The organism is Algoriphagus sp. TR-M9 (assembly GCF_027594545.1).
Classification (GTDB): domain Bacteria; phylum Bacteroidota; class Bacteroidia; order Cytophagales; family Cyclobacteriaceae; genus Algoriphagus; species Algoriphagus halophytocola.
On record NZ_CP115160.1, the window covers coordinates 937,853 to 957,101 of the forward strand.

A 19,249-nucleotide genomic window follows, 5' to 3' on the forward strand; every position below is an offset into this window, starting at 1 on the left:
TGATGTACTACCTACTTTGGATTATCAGAGGTGAACAGGCGTCTACTTTAAACAGTTCGTAAAAATCAGGATATTTTTTTGCCAAATATTTGGGTTTGAATTATTTGTGTTGAAAAATCGATAATTATCCTGTTCATTTATTGCAGGATGGCAAGTTTCAATCTGAAGATTTTGATATTTGGTTTAATCACAAAAGATTGAGTTTTTGAATGAAAATGGATAAACTTTCTATTCGATTTTTTCCAGCTCAACCCAAAAGGGAAAGTAACGCTTTCCTTCTACAGTATAGAAAGGAAGTAATTCGCCTTCGATTTTATCCAGTTTTACACCTTTCATCACTAGAATATCCACGGGCTGCGTTGACTGATCTATTTCTATATTCGCTCGGTTTCCGGTCTCCAAAGTCATTTTTCCTTTGGAAGGAACTGGCTTCACAAACTTGAATTTGATATCATAGAGTCCAGGCTCAATGGCAACTTTCCAATAACCAAATATGTCCTCCTGCGCCCAGATTCCTCTTTCACCTGAGGCATCATTTCGATTGAGGATTATAGGGTTTTCAGCTTTGTTTCCTACTTGAATTAATGGAGGCGTGATTAGATTTTCTTCATTTATAAGTTCCTGATAAATCTCGTCAAGTTCCGATTTTAGCTCCAACGCTTTTGCAGAATTGCTTGCTGAGAGGTTATTCTCTTCGTAAGGATCCCTGCTTAAGTCGTAGAGTTCAAATGCTTCTATATCAGAATTATGACCTGTATTTCCAACCAGTTTCCAGCCGCCTTTTTGAATGGAAATATTTTCGTAAAGCTCTGGATATTTTCGGTTCCAATAGGCGAAATAGCTTTTGTTTCCTGCGTTTTCTTTTTCTCCAGTGATGTACGGTAGCAAGCTCTGACCATCTATCCTTCGGTCCTGCGGTACTTCAAAGCCAACCAAATCCGCCAAAGTCGGCAGTACATCCAAATGGGCAGATAATGCATTGATTTCTTGGTTCCCAGCAAATCCATCGGGATAACGAATAAAAAATGGCGCCCGTATTCCTCCCTGAAAAGTACTTCCTTTCTTGCCTTTCAGTCCATCCACATAGCGTTGCTGCTGCGGACCATTGTCCGTCATGAAGATGACTATCGTGTTATCCTCAATTTCCAGTTCGACTAACTTTTGGAAAAGCTTCTTCAGGTTATCGTCGATATTTTCCACCATCGCATAGACTTTCCGAGCGTCCTCTTTGTCATTTTCAGACATGGGATAGAACGGTTTTCCATCCTCGTCAAACCCAGCGGAAGGGTCAATATCCTTATATTTCTGATAGTACTCATCAGGAACCTGAAGGGGGGTGTGGGGTGCATTGAAGGCTAGGTAGGTGAAAAACGGCTTGTCCTTGTTTTTCTCTATGAAATTGATCGCTTCCTCTGCGAAGATATCTGAACAGTAACCTTCATATCTTTCTTGCTGATTGTTGTGCCAAAGTACCGGATCAAAATAGCTGCGATCTCCTTGGTAATAGGTAGTAATATCGCCCACCTGACCCATTCCGCCTGATAGGTGCATCACTGATTCGTCAAATCCCTGATCACTTGGACGCATTGGGTAATTGTCTCCCAAATGCCATTTTCCAAATAACCCAGTCGTATAATCTTTAGATTTTAAAAGTTCAGCAATTGTGATTTCACTGCTTGCCATCATTGCTCCGCCATTGTAGGTGTCTCGTACGCCAGTTCGTAAGGAATATCGCCCTGTCATCAAGCTTGCACGCGTAGGAGCGCAAACGGGAGACACATAGAAATTGGTGAATCGCACGCTTTCTGCAGCGAAGGCATCGAGAGTAGGCGTGTTAATATGCGGATTCCCTGTGGAGCCCAGATCTCCATAGCCTTGATCATCGGTGATGATGAGGATGATGTTTGGCTTTTTCTGATTTTGCTGCGCAAAGCAAAGACTGGCAGATACAAAAAGTAGTAATGTGAAAATGGAGCGTTGCATGTGTATTTGAATAAAGTCGGGCTACAAATTCTAAAATTAGAGGCTTTAGCTGGAATGGCTACCCTGGTCCTAATCAGCGGAAAACCTTTCTACTAAAACTCAATATCATCAATACTTCTTAGCTGCACATGCTTTTTCATCTTCTTTTGGATGATTTTGAAGTGATGCAGACCCTCCTCGGCAATCAGTGATATCGCTTCTCCTTCAGCACCTGCACGTCCAGTTCTACCGATTCTATGCACATAGTCTTTTGGAGATCTTGGTAATTCATAATTGATCACCAGAGGCAGAAACTTGATGTCTATTCCTCTGGCTGCCAGGTCTGTAGCTACCAGTACTCGCGTTTTGCCATTTTTAAACCTATGCAATGCTTCTGTGCGAGCTCCCTGACTCTTGTCACCATGGAATGCCAAAGCGTCTATGCCGTTTTTATTCAATTTGGTGACGATATTGTTTGCTGCTCTGATGGAGGAAGCAAAGACCAAAATCTGCGACCAATCGCCAGAATTGATCAAGTGGCGGAGAAAAGGCCCCTTTTTTTCCATTGGCACCCGGTAAGCATACTGATTGATCAGGTCCGGGGAAACAGTGTCTGGTGCTGCGGAGATTTTGACCGGATCTTGCAGCATTGCTTCGATAAGTCCACCGACCGATTCTTCGCTGGTAGCTGAGAAGAGTATGTTCTGACGTTTCTTGGGAAGTTGTGCTAGGATTTGATCCACCTCTTCTTTGAAGCCCATATTTAAAACCTTATCCGCTTCATCCAAAACTAGGACTTCCACCTGATTTAAGTTCAGTGAGTTTTTCGAAAGTAAATCCAATAATCGCCCGGGTGTAGCTATCAGGATGTCTGTGCCATAGATTTTCATCATCTGGGGATTGATAGATACCCCGCCAAATACTGCCAATGCTTTTACTTTCCTGGGCAGAAAGCGGGCAAAGTTTTCCGTCACTTCGGCTACCTGACTTGCCAGTTCCCGAGTGGGAACCAACACCAGGATTGGGATCATTCTGCCTTTGTTTTGCGGTTTGTCCTGCATGCGCTGCAGAATGGGAAGAATATAAGAGGCCGTTTTTCCTGATCCCGTAGGCGCGATTCCAAAGAGGTCCCTTTGTTTTAAAATGGAAGGAATAGCTTGGACCTGAATGGGGTATGGACTGTCGTATTTCGCTCTTGCGATAGCTTCAAGTATGGGTTTGGAAAGTCCTAGTTCGGAAAAGTTCATAGGGTTAAATTTATGCAAAGGTACACCTTAGCGATCAGTCTCCGACTATTTCCGTGATTTTCATCCCTTCTGAACCTGCATAAAACACCACGATTTCTACTGGTTCATTTCCTTGGTTTACTCTCCAGTGCTTTTTGTTCACCACTTCTATGATGGGGTCACCAGCTTTCATTTCCAGGGAATTCCCATCTTCATCCTGGACCAACAGTTCGCCTTGAAGAAGAATGCCTGCATTAATCACAGGGTGAAAATGCAAAGGTAGCTCGCTCTGTGGAGGAATGGTGATTTTCAAAATAGATATTTTGGGTTTGGAATTCGGGTAATGAGGCAAAGAGTCACCGTTCCAGGAAAGCCCGGATTCGATCAGGGTGATTGATGAGGGGGCTTTTATCTGGGCAAGTTCGTTTTTAAAAGCGAAAAACCCAGTCATTAAAGTCAGGATAGTGATCAAACAGTTTTTTAGCATCTTGCAGGGGGAATAGTAAATGCTTAAGGTAAAGAAAAGCAATGAATTGCAGTAGCAGATTCGCTCAGGAACTCTTCTTTACCGTTGTTATAAAACAGACTTGTGATATAAATATTTATCTTTCAAATTGTAGCAGGGAGTTTGATTACTAGAACTATTCTCCCGCCTAACATCTCAAACCCAAAAGCCGAAGTATTAAACATGCAATTTAATCGCATTTTGCCCTATTTTTTTGTCCTGATCTTATTGGCTTCCTGTGCCAAGACCCAAGAAGGGGATCCGGATAATCCATCCCCAGCTCGCGCTGCTTCCGAAGAATTAGAAACCTTTCAGCTAGAACCTGGCTTTAAAATCCAACTAGTGGCTCAGGAGCCCATGGTCCAAGATCCCGTTTTCATCACATTTGATGAGGATGCCCGCCTATGGGTGATTGAGATGCGGGGCTTTATGACAGATACCCTGGGCTCAGAAGAAGATAAGCCTATAGGTAGGATTTCGGTATTGGAGGACCTGGACGGAGATGGGCAAATGGACAAAAGTACCATTTACATGGATAGCCTGATTATGCCCCGAGCCATTGGCTTTTTTGCCGATGGGGTGTTGGTGTCGGAAAATACCTCGCTCTGGGTGACCCAAGATTTGGACGGTGACCTCAAAGCCGACACGCAGGTGTTGCTGGACTCTACCTATGCGTCTTCCGGGAATCCTGAACATTCAGACAATGGCTTGCTGAGAAACGTGGATAATTGGTATTATAATGCCAAATCCAGGCTTAGATACCGGTATCAAAACGGAGATTGGATCCGGGATACCACCGAGTTTCGCGGGCAATGGGGAATCTCCAATGATGATCAGGGAAGGCTTTACTACAATTACAACTGGTCGCAGCTTCATGCAGATTTGGTGCCGCCAAATTACTTTTCCAGAAACCCTAACCATAGCCCATCCACAGGCATAGATCATGGAGTGGCGCTGGAGCGTGCTGTTTACCCTATTCGGGAAACCCCAGCTGTAAACAGAGGCTACATCCCCGGTGTGCTAAGTGAGGATAAACGTTTGATGGAGTTTACTGCTGCATGTTCACCTTGGATTTATAGATCTACACTTTTTCCGGAGGAATTTTATGGCAATGCCTTTGTAGCCGAGCCGGCAGGGAATCTGGTGAAGCGGAACGTTTTGATGGAGGCAGGTAACCTAGTAGATGGGAGAGACCCACATCCGGGAAAGGAATTTTTGGCTTCCACAGATGAGCGCTTTAGGCCAGTGGATTTTGCTACGGGTCCGGATGGTGCACTTTACATCGCGGATATGTACAGGGGTTTGATCCAGCATGGAGAATATTTGACGCCCTACCTGACGGAGCAGACGGTGGGTAGAGGACTGGTCATGCCGGTTCATCTGGGAAGAATCTGGAAGATAGTCCCTGAAGGGAAAGCGCTTCGGCAAACGACCAGGCTTTCTGATAAAAGTAATACTGAACTAGTTGAGTTTCTATCTGATCAGGATGGTTGGTATAGAGATATGGCTCAGCGGCTCTTGGTGGAGCGAGGAAATGCTCTAGTGAAAAATGAGTTAGTTAACTTGGTGTTAAACCAGCAGGCAGAGCAACTGGGTAGGTTTCACGGGCTTTGGACGCTGGAGGGCTTAGGTTTGCTCGATGAAGCGTTGCTTTTTCAGGTGTTGGAAAAGGAGGATGATTTACTCCAAAACACTGCGATACGTTTGCTAGAGCCTTTTGCTTTGCGCTCAGTGCAAGTTCAAAACAGGCTGGCCGAGGTGATGAAAGCTGCCGCCAAAGATGCTTCTGAGGCAGAAGCTCTGCAGTTGGCGCTAAGTAGCGATGTCTTATCGCCTCAAGCGCAGAGCGATGTGCTTAATTCTATTCTAGCCAGCTATGGATCGCAGGCAATGATACGTGATGCCATGCTCAGCAGCTTGAACCAGCGGGAGTTTGGCTTGATGCAAAACCTTTGGAAGGCTTCAGACTGGACAGCTCGCGACCAAAACAAGGAGATTTTTCTGGAAATGCTCACTACGGCAGTGGTGAAAGGAGGAGAAGCTCATGAGATGAAATCGCTCCTGGCACTAGCTGACAGCCCTGGGAGTGAGTTAAACTGGAAACAGAAAATTCTCATTTCAGGTATGTCCATTCAAGCGGCGAATTCCAAAGATCATGAGCCTATCGTACTTCAGACCGAGCCATCTTTGTTTAGTAGAACTGATTTGCCCATAGATGAAAGCCGATTGGAAATGCTCAGGGGGATGTTTCGATGGCCTGGCTATGCGCCCTCGGAAGAGTTGACTGCTGAAAATCAGCTCGATGAAGGAGCGATGAAGCAATTTGCGCTGGGACGGCAGAAGTTTTTGGTAGGCTGCGCTGGGTGCCATGGATCAGACGGTGCAGGGGCTGCCCGGATGGGGCCACCACTGGTGGGGTCGGAATGGGTGACGGGAGATGAGCGAAGGCTGGCCATGATTTTATTACATGGCTTGGAAGGACCTATTGAAGTAGCAGGAAAAACCTATGACGCTCCGGATATTTTGCCGGTCATGCCCGCTCATGCCACCATGGATGATGGAAGTATTGCTGCGATTTTGACGTATATTAGAAATGAATGGGGCAATCACGCCAAGCCGGTATCCCGTCGCCTGGTTTCGTCCACCAGACTCACCTCACAAGGCAGAGTGTACCCCTGGAGTGCTGATGAACTGAACGAACACATGGAGACTTTGCCTCCGCCAGAAACAAAATAACCCAATCTCATGCCCCAGGATCAACTATCTACTAAAAGAAATGAAAAGTCCTTTCCTAGAAGAGATTTTCTGAAATCTGCCAGTCTGGGTACCCTAGCCCTGGCACTTCCATTTTCTTCACTTCCGGCATTTCTGAAAGATATGCCGATGGGCATAGTCGTACATTCTTATGCTGCCAGATGGCACTCAAAGGCTGACAGCCAAAAGTATCCGGCTTTCGATGACGCCATCGAGCTCATGGAGCATAGCAAATCCATTGGCGCCGGAGGGATTCAGGTGACACTAAATGGCTGGAGCAAAGACTTTGGCAAGCAAGTAAGAGCCAAGCGGGAACAACTGGATATGTATCTGGAAGGAAGCATAGGACTGCCAAAATCCACTGACCAAATCGCTGATTTCGAAAAGGAAGTACTGGCAGCAAAGGAAGCGGGAGCATCGGTGCTCCGGACAGCCTGTCTGAGTGGTCGACGCTATGTGAATTTCCATACCAAAGCAGACTTTTTAGCCTTTAAGAAAAATGCAATCCGTTCCATAGAATTGGCAGAGCCGATCGTGCGTAAGCATAAAATGAAATTAGCGGTAGAAAACCACAAAGACTGGGCTGCCGAGGAACTAGTACAGATCATCAAATCCATAGGAAGCGAATGGGTGGGAGTGACCCTGGATTTCGGGAATAATGTGTCTTTTCTGGAGAAGCCCATGGAAGTGATCAAAACGCTTGCTCCTTACGCCTTTTCTACCCATGTGAAAGACATGGGGATTAAGGAATATCCCAAAGGATTTTTGCTCTCTGAAGTGCCGCTGGGTGAGGGAGTGATAGACCTGAAAGCTGCTGTGGAAATGTGCAGAAAATACAACCCAGACATTAATTTCAGTCTGGAGATGATTACCCGGGATCCCTTAGAAATCCCGTATTTGACCGAAGGGTACTGGGCTACCTTTGATCGCTTTTCCCCATCAGAACTTGAGCAAGTGAAGGAGAGGATCGCCCAGTATTCCTTTGAGGGGGAATTGCCGCAGGTTACCGGTCTTAGCGCAGAGCAGCAGCTTGCTTTTGAGGAGGAAAATGTTCAGAAATGCCTAGCCTATAGTAGGAGTTTGCTTCATCTTTAACCCAATTTTAAATACTAATAAATACAACCATGAGTCAAGAAAACACCTCAAAATTACCTGGAATCAAACTTTTTGATCTGAGTGGAAGAACTGCTATAATCACCGGTGGGTCCAAGGGCCTCGGGCTGGCGATGGCAGAAGGACTTGCTTCCGTTGGGGCGAATGTGATGCTGGTCAGCAGAACAAAAGAAGAAACGGAGGCTGCTGCAAAGCAAATTGAGGGCAGTTATGGTGTGAAGGCACTGGGATTCGCAGGTGATGTGACCAAGAAAGCAGATATGGAAAAAATGGCCAAAGTAGCCTTTGATACTTTTGGCAGTATAGATGTGCTCATAAATAGTGCGGGAATCAATATTCGGGGGACGATAGATGAACTGGAGTTAGAGGAGTTCAGCAAGGTGATGGACATCAATGTGACGGGTACTTGGTTGGCCTGCAGGGCGGTAACTCCTTATATGAAAAAGGGAGGAAAAGGAAGTATCATCAATCTGGCGAGTACACTGGGCGTGGTGGGATTAGCCAATCGAACTCCCTACTGCTCCAGCAAAGGGGCAGTGGTCCAGATGACCCGAGCTTTGGGACTTGAATTTGCTCCTTTTAATATCAACGTCAACGCGATTTGTCCTGGACCTTTTTTGACAGAAATGAACTTACCTATAGCAGATACCGAAGAGGGAAAGAAGTTTGTGGTAGGGGCTACAGCACTTGGCCGATGGGGTCGATTGGAGGAAATTCAAGGTGCGGCAATTTACCTGGCTTCGGAAGCCGGATCCTATATGGTAGGTTCCATGCTGACCGTGGATGGAGGCTGGACTGCTAGATAACTTTATCTGGATCTGACGAAGTGATTTTGTACGACCTTATCCAAAAACCGGATGGATTTTACACATTCAAAGGTCAGACGCTTGGGTAATCCTCCAAACATAGGAATACCTGAGCCTAGCAGAATTGGAATGGTGGTGATAATCATTTCGTCGATCAGGTCTTCTTTCAAAAAGCTCTGAATGGTCTTACCTCCATCTATGTAAAGTTTGTGAAAACCTTGATGATGAAGCTGGGCCAGCACCTCATGAAGGTCTCCCTTGATCAGGAAAACTTTATCCTGAAGCCTTGCGGGAACATTTGAGAGGGAATTGCTCCAAACATAGACGGGCTTCTGATAAAACCATTCTCCTTCAAAGGCAGCTACTACCTCATAGGTGTTTCTGCCCATCAGGATGGCATCTATGCGAGCAGTGAATTCTTCAAAACCTGTGTCTATATGATCGATTTCTGGAAATGTGGAAAGCCAGTCCAGTTCATGGTTTTTTCCGGCGATAAATCCATCCAGAGAGGTGGCTATGAATACACTGTTTTTCATTAGGAGGTGATTAGGAGAATCTTTGACTAATTAATTAATCTTTCATTAAGTATAGTTACTTTTTGTTTTTAAGGGTATTGATAGCTTTTTGGGCATAGTTTCTATACCATTCTATTTCACAGGAATTCTTATAGTTTTCCAGTTCTTTTAAGTATTCAGGTGGATCCGATCTATTGATTAATATTAGTTCACTGAGCTGTCTGTTCCAATATTTATGTCTTGCTTCCATAGATTTAATAGTTTCCAGAGGATCATTCAGTTTTTCAGGAAAACCATATTCATCAATGATGGATTGGATCAGCGGGCTGTATTTTTTATCTAAGGGTTTATTAGTCGCTAAGCGTACATCGGCATAATTGTTCAGGATATGAAGGTTAGAAATTACACTTGAGTGTTGGTGGTTTTCGAGTGCTAGCCTAGCCCATTTCTCAGCTTTTTCATACTTGGACAGAATGAAATTGCATTTGATCAACAAATCAACTGATAAAAAGTAATAGGTAGGGTAATCTTCAGGCGCTAGAAGGTGAACTACTTCTTCAGCATGCGTAATTACTTCTTGGTACCGCTTGGCCATCCATAGAAGAACCGCTAGTTGGTTACTCCGAAGTACTTTGAAGACATCCTCATCATAGCTGTCACGAACCTTCTCTAGGAAATCATCAAGCAGTTCTATTTTAGCTTCCACTTCAGAGTCCGGTATATCTCCGTAGAGTTTTAACATAAGTTCTGGAGGGATAATATCCTTTTTCAGTTGCTCGATATTCATTGTGATAGGGAAATTGAAGGGTTTTCGTATAACTTACCAGCTACCGCCGCCACCGCCGCCGAAGCCACCTCCGGAAGAACCTCCGCCTCCAGAGCCGCCGGAACTTGAAGGCGAACTCACCATGGTGGATTGGGTGGATTTGATGGAGTTGTTGAAGGATTTGGAGAAATGATTCATTCCCATCACTCTGCCAGATGTGGAAGTGTACCAGGCGGGAGGTTGCAAATTCAGCCCATCAAACTTCTTCGCCCATTTGCCAAACATTCCAAAAGCAAGTGCATAGCTCATCGTAGATTCGAAGTAGCCCGGATCTTCCTGGAGTAGCATTCTGAGTTTATTTTCTTCTGCTACTTTGATGAATTGTTTGAAGCCTTTGAGCTCGGATAAAAGCTCCGTACCCAGCGGGTTTTTCTTGATCATAAACTGGCTCATGATCAGCAGAAATATCAGGGATACCAAAGTAGCAATAGCAGCCAGGACTCCCCAAAAATAGAGGAAGACTGGGCAAAGTAGAAACACCAATAGGATTAACCCGATGATGGTGTAATTTTTGATTTTTCTGCTTTTCTCAACATAGTATGCCTGGGCTGCTTTTTTTAGATCGCTGTGGGCCTCAGCCATTGTTTTATAGAATTTTTCTTTTAGGCTGCTCACCAAAACCTCATTATCTGTACCGTGTTTTGAAAATAACCCATGGTAGAGCTTCTTCTCGTAGCTTTCCGATTCTGGGGGTAGCTCTTTTAGCTTGATAAGCCTGGTGTCATCCTTTGCGAACCAACCCTTTTTGTCAATTTCTTCAATTCTTATAAATCCACGGGATGCCCAATAAGGGAGTAAGGAGATCAGGTCAGCATTATCTCCAGAGTCATCAATCAGAAAACCAACCATAGCCGGATCCATGTCTTTGGGCGGATAGTAGCTAGTGGTGGTGGTGACCGGATCATCTTTGCCGTGCTTTTTCCAAATCCTATAAAACCCATAAAACAGCCCTGCCAGCAAGATCGTCCAGCCATACGCTGTCCAGAACGGCCAAAAGGGTTTGTGGTCTTGTATGCTTCCTATGGGTAACTTCAGTAATACTGTGACGGCCTCCCCACTGGTGGAAATGACTCCGGTTTTGCTTTGTCCGGAGTAGATGCCGTTTGAAAAACTACTTAGGAAATCTTGACTGGGCTCGGTATTTCCTTTTTGCCCTGAATAAAGGAAATACTGCTCAGCAGTCAGGTTGATTCCCTCGGGGAGATGAATTTGGAAATTGATTTTTTCGAAAGGTGCTATCCAGTTTTCGGTTTTGATATTCCAATAAAAATGAATGGCCTGCTCTTCGTGCAAGAAGGCATTTTCTACCCTGTACCTTATCTCGTAATGCTGTGGACCTTCCAGATAAATATCCTCATCGCCTATCTTGATCCGCGCATTTCCGCCTATCTTTTGTTTGAAAAGGGAGGTGACGTCGAATTTATATCCGGGGACTTTCACGTCCTTTATCTGGATATTTCTTTCCTCCATTTCCCCATGCTCATTGCGCATATCATAGTGAGTCTGGATATCCCGAAAAATACCCCGCTTGGGCTCTTCGAAAGTCAGGTCGTAGCTTTCTTTGACATCAAAATACCCCTCCGGATTAATGTGGATTTCCACTGCATATGAATTTACCGTGAATCCCTGCGCTTGGGTTTTCAGTGTAAAGAGACAGGCAAGAAGTAAGAAGTAAAGGTTTTTCATAGCTCCTGTATTAGGATTGAGGAGTGGAAAAGCCTAGGAAGAAAAGTCAACTTTCACATTCTCTCGGCTTTCGGGCTCTGCTTCGAAATAGTCGAAATGCTGATAGCCAAATGCTCCTGCGAATAGTACACCTGGGAAGCTTTCTCCATAGGTGTTGTTTTCGCGTACGGTGCCATTGTAATAGCGTCTGGCGCGTTCTAGGTTTTCTTCGATTTCGTTGAGTTTATCCTGCAGTTGTAGAAAATTGGTGTTCGCCTTGAGATCCGGATAGGCTTCGCTCAGGGCAAAAATGCTTCGAAGCGTCTTTTGCAATTGGTTTTCCGCTTGGATCTGTTTGTTGATATCATCGGGTGGAACAGCTATGGCTGCATTTCTCGCCTGGATTACAGCTTCCAAAGTTTCCTTTTCGTGGGCGGCATATCCTTTTACGGTTTCTACTAGATTGGGAATTAAGTCATAGCGCCGCTTGAGTGCCACATCGATATTGCTCCAGGCGTCTTTTACAGTGTTTTTGTTTTTGACAAATCGGTTAAAAATACCGATTACCACTACTGCGAGAAAAATCAGAATGGCGATGATAATGAGGAAGGTCATGGCAAATTATTTTTTGGTAAAAGAGTACTTAAAAGTCAGAAGAAAGGAATTGCCCCTGAATCTAAGCTGATTTTTAAATTACGAGGAATTACCGGGAATTCAAGGGCTCCAGTTTTCATTCATTGGATTTGCTTGGGCAGCTTTTTTTGACTGGTTGCTTTAAGTACTTCTTCGATGCGTTTTTTCCTGGTTTCTATACGTTTTGCTGAGTGTACCCAATAAAGAATTTGCTTCTTTTTTGATTTGCTCAGGTTTGTGAAATATTCTTGACTTTCTGGATTTTGATTGAGAGAATGCTCCAGATCAGTGGGGATTTGAAGGCTTTCTATCGCATCCAGGTAGTCCCAAGAACCGTTTTCCTTGGCGAGTTGTACGCTCTGTAGACCGGCAGGTCTCATTTTTCCTGCTTCCAAAAGTTTTGCGATCTTCTCTTTATTTATTTTCGACCAATTGCTCTTTACTTTTCTTTTACCAAAATATTGCTTGTATTTCACATCATCGATAGGACGCTTGGTGCTATCTATCCAGCCAAAGCAAAGGGCCTCATCTACGGCTTGGCTCCAGGTCAGATTGGGCTGGGAGGAAGACTTCTTATAGATGATCAGCCAAATACCATTTACTTTTTGGTGGTTTCGCTCAAGCCATTTTCTCCAGTCTTCTCTGTCTGCGGGGCAGAATTCAGGAGTTTGTTCGGTTTTAGGATTTTTACCGGTCATGAAATCCCTTTCCATCCAAGATTTTAGCCCTGTATTTTTCGATTCTTGCTATGCGGGTTTTGGATTGTTTAGGGGCGGAAAAATAAAGTATATACCCTCTTTTTCTTCCAGGAGTCAGCGCTTCAAAGGCATTTTTCAATGTGCTGTCTTGCTCCATGGCATCCTGAAATTCCCGGGGAATGGGTTCCGGATTAGTCTTAAGGTCCACCTTTAGGCCTGCCTTCTCCAGTTCTATCGCTTCAAGAATATAGGCCTTGATGGTTTCTTGGTTTTCATGGATTTGACTTAAGGAAGTGAATTTCAGTAATCGACCTGCTTGAGTGTTTTTACCTGGTTTTTGAAGTATTTTTTTGCTGTCTTTGAGCAAAGCACCTTTAAAAAAACTCAATGCAGTATACTCCTTGAGTGCACTTAACAGCAGGATGTTTCCTTCTTTCCAGGAGTAGCAGGGTACGCCCCATTTGATTTCTTCCTGCAGGCCGCACTGCAGGACCAGTTTTCTCAATTGGGTCAGCTCCGATGACCAAGGATGTACCTTGCAGTCAGGCGTACCTCCCAGTGGACAGCGCCCGCAGCCCTCACTCAAATATTCTTCCACACTGGAAGGCATGCTATTTTTTGAGTGCTTTGGCATATTGGATTTTAGATTTGCATTTTCCTGCTCAAGAATCCCAATTCTTTGAATCACGAGCAGTTTCCGAATTTAATTATACGACGATTAATGTAATAATATAAATTACAGAAATCGCTGTAATGGACATGATCAGAGTACCTAGGCTGTGGGATTTGTTGCCCTGCTTGATGGAAAGCCCGGAGAGCTGGGTCACAGCCCAGAAGAAACTGTCATTGGCATGGGAAATAGCCATGGCCCCCGCTCCTGTGGCCAATACGGCAAAAACGCGCATGGTTTCCGAGTCCAGTCCAAGAGCTCCTAGCAGGGGAGCAATGATGGATGCTGTAGTAATCATCGCCACGGTGGAGGAACCTTGTGCGGTTTTCAGAGAGAGAGCGATCAGGTAGGGTAAGAATATTCCCCAGCTAGCTCCGCTCATAGAATTGCTGACTAGGTCTCCGATTCCAGAGTTTTGGAGCATCTTGCCAAACACCCCACCGGCTCCGGTGATCAAAATCACAGGTGCGGCAATGAGGATAGCTTCCCCTAGCCACCCACTGGAGCTAAGCAGCTTGTTGTCAAACTTCTTGGGAAGAGAGAAAGCCAAAAACGCACCTAAAAGTAAGGCGATTACCGGGCTTCCGGCAAATTGGATAAAGGTATAAAAACCGCCTTCTCCAAAAGGTTTGGTAGGGTATTTTGCTATAGAAGCTGTAATGATCAGAATCAGCGGAACTATGATGGGTAAGAATGAAGCCAATACGGAGGGTTTTGATTTCTTTTCAGCCTCCTCGGGTTTTACGGCAAACTTGGGCTCCAAAGGGATTTTGTAGGCTACTTTTTTGACGAAAAAATAACAGGGAACCAGGGCGATTAGGCTTACAATAAATCCATAGAAAATGATCATACCTAAATCAGCTTCATAAATACCTGCTGTCGCAATAGGTCCCGGGGTAGGAGGCACCAGAGAGTGACTGGCTGTGGCGCCCAGGGCTATTGCTATGGTGGTGGCAGCATAGGGAACTTTGCTTTTCAGCGAGAGCGACTTACTGATGGGATTCATCATGATAAAGGTGCTGTCGCCAAATACCGGAATAGAAAGGATATAACCAGAAATCATCATGGAAAGCATCACTGATTTTTCGCCGATCCACTTCAGGATTTTCTCTGCTATGACCAGTGCTCCCCCGGTTTTCTCCAAAAAAGTACCCATCATCACTCCCAGTAGAATCAATAGACCTATGCTTCCTAGTACGCCTCCAAATCCTTCAGAAATAGATTGTAGGATCAATTCTCCCGGCATACCAGCTAGCAGGCCGTATAAAATGGCACCGCAGAAAAGTGCAAGAAATGGATGGATGTCAAATTTGACAATGGCAATGAGTATCAGTGCCAAAGCAAACAGGATAATCAAAAGAGTAAGCATTTTGGGTTAGGTTGGGTTTGTGGTTTGAATGCTGGAGAAAAATTTCTCTACATCTAGAAACTAAAAATTAGTCAAAAAAAGGGAATATTAAAGCCGGAGACTGTATAAGCTTCTGAAAAGTTTGCTAAATGGTGAATCGCTCTACAATTATTCGGTACTTTAGGCATTTAATTTCATTGACCTCCTCTTATGCGATACACTTATTTTCCTCTAGTGCTGCTGTTTTTGCTGATTTTGGGAAGCTGCGGGCAGCGAAATCTCCCTGAGCCTGTGCTTACTGTTTTGCCTAGTCCAGTAAGCCTTGAGATTACCGGAAAGTCTGCTTTGTCCACTGCTAAACTTCAGGAGCTTATGAGTGAGGCTAAGCAGAAATACATTGCTGGAGAGGATTTGGGGGAGTTTGAGCATGTCCTTTACGTTGAGTTGGATCCTGAGCTAGAGTTAAAGCCTGAAGGGTATGTACTGACAATAGCCAGAAATGAGGTCAGGATTAAATCTGCCACCAGGCAAGGACATTGGTATGGGCTGATTACCCTAGGGCAACTACTGGAGGATGTCGCTGACCAAGGTGCTTACCTGCCCACGGTAAAGATCAAGGATGAGCCTGCTTTGCGCCAGAGAGTAGTGCATCTGGATGTGAAGCATCATTTGGAGCAAAAGGAATATTACTTCGAAATGATGGATAGACTAGCCTATCAGAAAATCAATGCCATCATCCTGGAAATAGAAGACAAACTGAACTATGAATCCCAACCAGAAGTCGCCTCTTCAGATGCTTTTTCCATTGAGGAATGGAAGGAGATCAGTGATTACGCCATGGCCAGGAATATAAGAATCAGTCCTTTGGTTCAGGGCTTAGGGCATGCTTCCTTTATATTGAAGCATGAGCAATATGTAGCGCTTCGCGATGATCCAGCCTCTGATTGGGCTTTCAATCCTCTGGATGACGGGACATACGAGGTGCAGTTTGATCTGTATAACGATGCATTGAAGGCTTTTCCTTATGCCGAATACCTTCATGTAGGGGGCGATGAGGTGCATACCACTGGCAGGGGAAGTGGAAAAACAGCACTAGAACTGCAGCTTACCTGGCTAAACAAAGTGAGTAGCTATGCGGAGGACAGAAATCTGACTCCCATCTTCTGGGACGATATGCCATTGAAAAATGCGGGAGTCTATCAATCTATTTTCAATAAGGACCTGACCAATGCTGAGGTGGATAGCATATGGGCGGCAAACGAACCTAACCTCAGTAAGTATGTAGATATGTTTCCAAAAAACTGTGTCTATATGAGGTGGAATTATTCCGCACCGGAAACCTACGGAAATAAGCTTGCCATGAAGTGGTTTACCGATAATGGCCTGAAGGTAATGGGGGCTACAGCCGGACAAACCCGCTGGAATCTGATGCCACTCAACCAAAGTAATACGGATAACATCCGGGACTTTGCCTTGATCTCCATAGCCAATGGTGCCGAAGGGCTTCTTCTTACCTTATGGGACGATGATTCGCCTCATTTTGAATTGTACTGGAGAGGGATAGGGATTTTTGCAGAATATACCTGGGCAGGTGAAAGACGTACAGAAACCGAAATCCACGATGCATACAGAGCGAGGACATTTGGAGCGGCTTTAGCAGACTCCACTTATGCTTTTATCAATGAGCTGGAAGATCCTGTGGCTTTTTGGAAAAATGCCTTGTTAGCTTCAAAGGATAGAAACCGGCTTAGAAGTCTTGCCAATCCAATGGAGGATGCGGTAATTGATTTGCCAAGAGCGTCAAAACCCGGGCAATGGACGCAGCAGTATGCCGAAAGGTTAGAGAAGGCTCAACTCTATCAGCAGCGGGTGGACTCCGTATTGCAGGTCATAGCTGCTGCTAAAGACGCAGCCAAGCGGAATGTGTACACGCTAGAAGTCTATGAGCAGGTAGCCAAAGCCGTTCAGTTTTCAAATCATGCCTTATTGCTCTTGTCAAAGTGGGATTTAGCTGAGACAGCTGAGGACAGAGAAAACTTCAAAGCCAAGCTTTTGCAGCTGGAGCAGAAGTGGCAGGATCAATTGGCGGAACTAGAGCAGGTATATGGGCAGACCAGGCAACTGGACAAGCCTGAAGATTATTTGCTAGATCAGGATCATCATGTTCACTTGTCAAATCAGGCTATTAAATTTTCTGATTGGCAGTTTTATGTAGAAGAGCTCTTTCTGAAGAAGATCAAAGAAGGCAATAGCCTGCAAATGGAAGGCTCCTTAGAGAGCAAATAGCTACTCTTCCAGCTAGTTTTTGAGTTATTTCAGGTAGGGTGAGCGGAAGGTTTTTTGCTTATCCTGACCTTCTACTCGTTGAAAAATGGTTTCATTTCGTTGTGGATATCCTCTCGCAGTGCTTTTAATTTAGTGGCATATTCTTGGAGTTTTTTCTCCTGATCTGTCTTGGGAACCCAAGGTTTTACTTTTTTAGGGGAACCGTTTTCGTCTACCGAAACAAAAATGATAATGCAATGGGTTTTTTTGACAAATTCCTGATCCGAAAAATCTCTGGAATAGACCTCCACCATGATGTGAATGCTGGAGCTGCCTGTGTAAATCACCTGAGAATCTACCTTCACCACTTCTCCTATATTGATAGGTTTGTAAAAGCGAATACCTCCCACATAAACGGTCACACAGTAGGACTCAGACCAAGTGCGGGCACAGGTGTACGCCGCCTGATCGATCCATTTCATCACTACACCTCCATGTACTTTTCCTCCGAAATTGATGTCTGAGGGTTCACTGATAAACTGAAATGAGGTTTTGTGGCTGGTGTCCATAGGGGAATTAGGTTAAAGATACTTTCGCTAAACTAATGCAAAAATTGCTTTTGCGGGGCTAGTATCCATACAAACTTTAGCAAAAGCAAAAGCCCGAAGCATCTGGGTCCGGGCTTTTGGAATGGAGTAAGGTTTACTTATAATGCACCTTTGAAGCTTTCTATTTTCTGATCTACTTGCGTATCTACCATGAAAGTCAGCATGACATCCGCCCACATGAAGCTTACCGATGCTACCTTATTGTCTTCAGCAGAAATAAAGTAAGCCAATCTTTCGAAGGTTTCTGGTGCTTGTACTGGTGTCACTTGCAGGCTCACAGCATCGTCTTTGGCTACTGCGGCCTCATCGATTTTACCGTCTTTCATATAGGCGAAAACCGCATTTGCTTTGCTGTTCAAATGAATAGTCCAATCCCCTGATTCTTGAGGAGTGATGAAAAGGGAGTATTTGCCGGGAGCTAGATTTTTGCCTCCTATGCTTACGCCGGTGCTGAATTCTATGATAGTCGGGCCGTTGGCTCCTGCTCTCCAAGTGACACCATACTTTTCCAGGTCACCGAATACTTTTCGGCCTTTCACGGCAGGAGAGGAGTAGTCAATACTGATTTTGGTGAAACCTACCACCTGTGATACATGGGCAGCTGGACTCGGCGCGGGTGCTTGTAGCTGCGCAAAGGAAGTGGTGGACACTGAGAAAAAGAGGATCAGGGCAAATGCCGCTAAAAAGAGTTTGTTGTTTGTCATGATTAGGTTATTGATGAATTTTGCTCCAATCTAAGAAGTATTTGTTTACCTAAGCTGATGCGCTTCTCTATAATTGACTTGTTTTTGTGGGCTGGCCTAGGCGAGATAGTTATCTATCGGTTTAGTTCCTTTTGGATAAAAGCCACGCTCAAGGGGATTTGGGTGACGGATCTGGAACTCTCATCCTCTATGGTCAAGAATTCTGTCCCTTGTTTTTTGGCTTCTTTGATGATTCCGGCGATGTTGATGTCTCCAGTGCCCAGTACCACATTGGTTTCTATGTCCGCTCTACCGTCTTTAGAGCCAGGGGTTCCCTTTTTCCTATCCTTGAGGTGTAGGATGGGAAATTTGCCTCGGTTTTTTTTCATGATTTTCAGTGGGTCTCCACCACCCATTTTCACCCAGAATACATCCAGGTTGAAAGCGAAATGTTCCGCATTATTGAGCATGTAGTCGAGCACCACACCTTTGCCATCTTTAGCAAATTCATAGCCATGCGGATGATAAAGGAACGTGATTCCTTCTTTTTTGAGCTGCTTTCCTACCTCATTGAATAAAGCCGTAGCCACTTTGATTTCATCCAAAGATATGGGGCTTTCTGCATGGGGTATCCAGTAGCAAGTGGCGTATTTAGCCCCATATTTTTTGGCTTGACTTATTATGGGCTCCAAGCTTTGCAAAAGCTGCTTATAATCCGCGCCTACACCTATTACCCGGAGTTGATTTTCCTCTAGTAATTTACTGTATTCCTGATCAGACATCCCGTAGGGTCCTCCACCTTCCAGAGCCGATATTCCCCAGTTTTGAATCAATTGGTGGCTTTTGACCGGGTCTTCTTTCATTTCGTTGCGCAAGGAGTACAGCTGAAGCGCAATCTCCTGAGCATGGGCAGCAATTGATGGGGAGAAAAGCGCTAGTAAAAGAATTGGGTAAATAAAAATCCTTTTCATT

17 protein-coding genes are annotated in these 19,249 nt (G+C 44.7%); 4 read left to right on the forward strand and 13 right to left on the reverse strand.

The genetic code is table 11. The annotated features are described in order from the left end of the window. Positions 1-228: 228 nt before the first annotated feature. The 3 genes from PBT90_RS04285 to PBT90_RS04295 form a co-directional block, all read right to left on the reverse strand. Positions 229-1,983, reverse strand: coding sequence for an arylsulfatase (locus tag PBT90_RS04285; protein WP_270131733.1), 1,755 nt, complete (start codon positions 1,981-1,983; stop codon positions 229-231). A 92-nt stretch (positions 1,984-2,075) separates the two neighbouring features. Then, positions 2,076-3,209, reverse strand: coding sequence for a DEAD/DEAH box helicase (locus tag PBT90_RS04290; RefSeq protein WP_270131735.1), 1,134 nt, complete (start codon positions 3,207-3,209; stop codon positions 2,076-2,078). Between the two features lie 34 nt (positions 3,210-3,243). Continuing rightward, positions 3,244-3,675 (reverse strand): cupin domain-containing protein, encoded by a 432-nt coding sequence (locus tag PBT90_RS04295; RefSeq protein ID WP_270131737.1) that lies wholly within the window; start codon positions 3,673-3,675, stop codon positions 3,244-3,246. A gap of 201 nt (positions 3,676-3,876) precedes the next feature. Here PBT90_RS04295 and PBT90_RS04300 point away from each other — a divergent pair, with 201 nt between their 5' ends. Genes PBT90_RS04300 through PBT90_RS04310 form a run of 3 tightly spaced genes read left to right on the forward strand, consistent with a single transcriptional unit; the run spans position 3,877 to position 8,366 of the window. Beyond that, a complete protein-coding gene (locus PBT90_RS04300) occupies positions 3,877-6,429 on the forward strand; it encodes a DUF7133 domain-containing protein (RefSeq protein WP_270131739.1) in 2,553 nt (850 codons plus the stop codon). Between the two features lie 9 nt (positions 6,430-6,438). Next, positions 6,439-7,542: a sugar phosphate isomerase/epimerase family protein gene (locus PBT90_RS04305; RefSeq protein ID WP_270131742.1), complete on the forward strand. Its 1,104-nt coding sequence runs from the start codon at positions 6,439-6,441 to the stop codon at positions 7,540-7,542. Between the two features lie 29 nt (positions 7,543-7,571). Next, the gene (locus tag PBT90_RS04310) at positions 7,572-8,366 is read left to right on the forward strand and encodes an SDR family NAD(P)-dependent oxidoreductase (RefSeq protein ID WP_270131744.1); all 795 of its coding nucleotides are present in this window, start codon (positions 7,572-7,574) and stop codon (positions 8,364-8,366) included. A 2-nt stretch (positions 8,367-8,368) separates the two neighbouring features. Here PBT90_RS04310 and PBT90_RS04315 read toward each other — a convergent pair whose 3' ends face one another. The 7 genes from PBT90_RS04315 to PBT90_RS04345 all read right to left on the reverse strand — a co-directional run bounded on the left by PBT90_RS04315 (position 8,369) and on the right by PBT90_RS04345 (position 14,742). Continuing rightward, a complete protein-coding gene (locus PBT90_RS04315; RefSeq protein ID WP_270131746.1) occupies positions 8,369-8,902 on the reverse strand; it encodes a dihydrofolate reductase family protein in 534 nt (177 codons plus the stop codon). A gap of 55 nt (positions 8,903-8,957) precedes the next feature. Continuing rightward, the gene (locus PBT90_RS04320; RefSeq protein ID WP_270131748.1) at positions 8,958-9,668 is read right to left on the reverse strand and encodes a hypothetical protein; all 711 of its coding nucleotides are present in this window, start codon (positions 9,666-9,668) and stop codon (positions 8,958-8,960) included. A 33-nt stretch (positions 9,669-9,701) separates the two neighbouring features. After that, positions 9,702-11,393, reverse strand: coding sequence for a DUF2207 domain-containing protein (locus tag PBT90_RS04325; protein WP_270131749.1), 1,692 nt, complete (start codon positions 11,391-11,393; stop codon positions 9,702-9,704). Between the two features lie 33 nt (positions 11,394-11,426). Next, on the reverse strand, positions 11,427-11,987 hold the full coding sequence (locus PBT90_RS04330) for a LemA family protein (protein WP_264809166.1): 561 nt from the start codon (positions 11,985-11,987) through the stop codon (positions 11,427-11,429). A 119-nt stretch (positions 11,988-12,106) separates the two neighbouring features. Beyond that, positions 12,107-12,718, reverse strand: coding sequence for a YdeI/OmpD-associated family protein (locus PBT90_RS04335; RefSeq protein WP_270131753.1), 612 nt, complete (start codon positions 12,716-12,718; stop codon positions 12,107-12,109). Next, positions 12,693-13,391, reverse strand: a complete 699-nt coding sequence (locus tag PBT90_RS04340; protein ID WP_333482157.1) for a YdeI/OmpD-associated family protein — start codon at positions 13,389-13,391, stop codon at positions 12,693-12,695. Before PBT90_RS04340 ends, PBT90_RS04335 begins: the two co-directional genes overlap by 26 nt. Positions 13,392-13,410: 19 nt before the next feature. Then, positions 13,411-14,742: a GntP family permease gene (locus PBT90_RS04345; protein WP_270131755.1), complete on the reverse strand. Its 1,332-nt coding sequence runs from the start codon at positions 14,740-14,742 to the stop codon at positions 13,411-13,413. Positions 14,743-14,931: 189 nt separating this feature from the next. Between PBT90_RS04345 and PBT90_RS04350 the strand changes: the two genes are divergently transcribed. Next, entirely contained in the window at positions 14,932-17,007 is a 2,076-nt protein-coding gene (locus PBT90_RS04350) for a family 20 glycosylhydrolase (protein WP_270131757.1), read from the forward strand. A gap of 71 nt (positions 17,008-17,078) precedes the next feature. On the opposite strand, the gene PBT90_RS04355 is transcribed toward PBT90_RS04350, so the two are convergent. From PBT90_RS04355 to PBT90_RS04365, 3 genes are all read right to left on the reverse strand, one after another. Then, positions 17,079-17,555, reverse strand: a complete 477-nt coding sequence (locus tag PBT90_RS04355) for an acyl-CoA thioesterase (protein ID WP_270131759.1) — start codon at positions 17,553-17,555, stop codon at positions 17,079-17,081. A gap of 137 nt (positions 17,556-17,692) precedes the next feature. After that, positions 17,693-18,298, reverse strand: coding sequence for a DUF2911 domain-containing protein (locus PBT90_RS04360; protein ID WP_270131761.1), 606 nt, complete (start codon positions 18,296-18,298; stop codon positions 17,693-17,695). Between the two features lie 113 nt (positions 18,299-18,411). Continuing rightward, positions 18,412-19,248 carry a sugar phosphate isomerase/epimerase family protein gene (locus PBT90_RS04365; protein WP_264809173.1) on the reverse strand — a complete coding sequence of 279 codons (837 nt, stop codon included), beginning with the start codon at positions 19,246-19,248 and terminating at the stop codon, positions 18,412-18,414. Position 19,249: the final 1 nt, after the last annotated feature.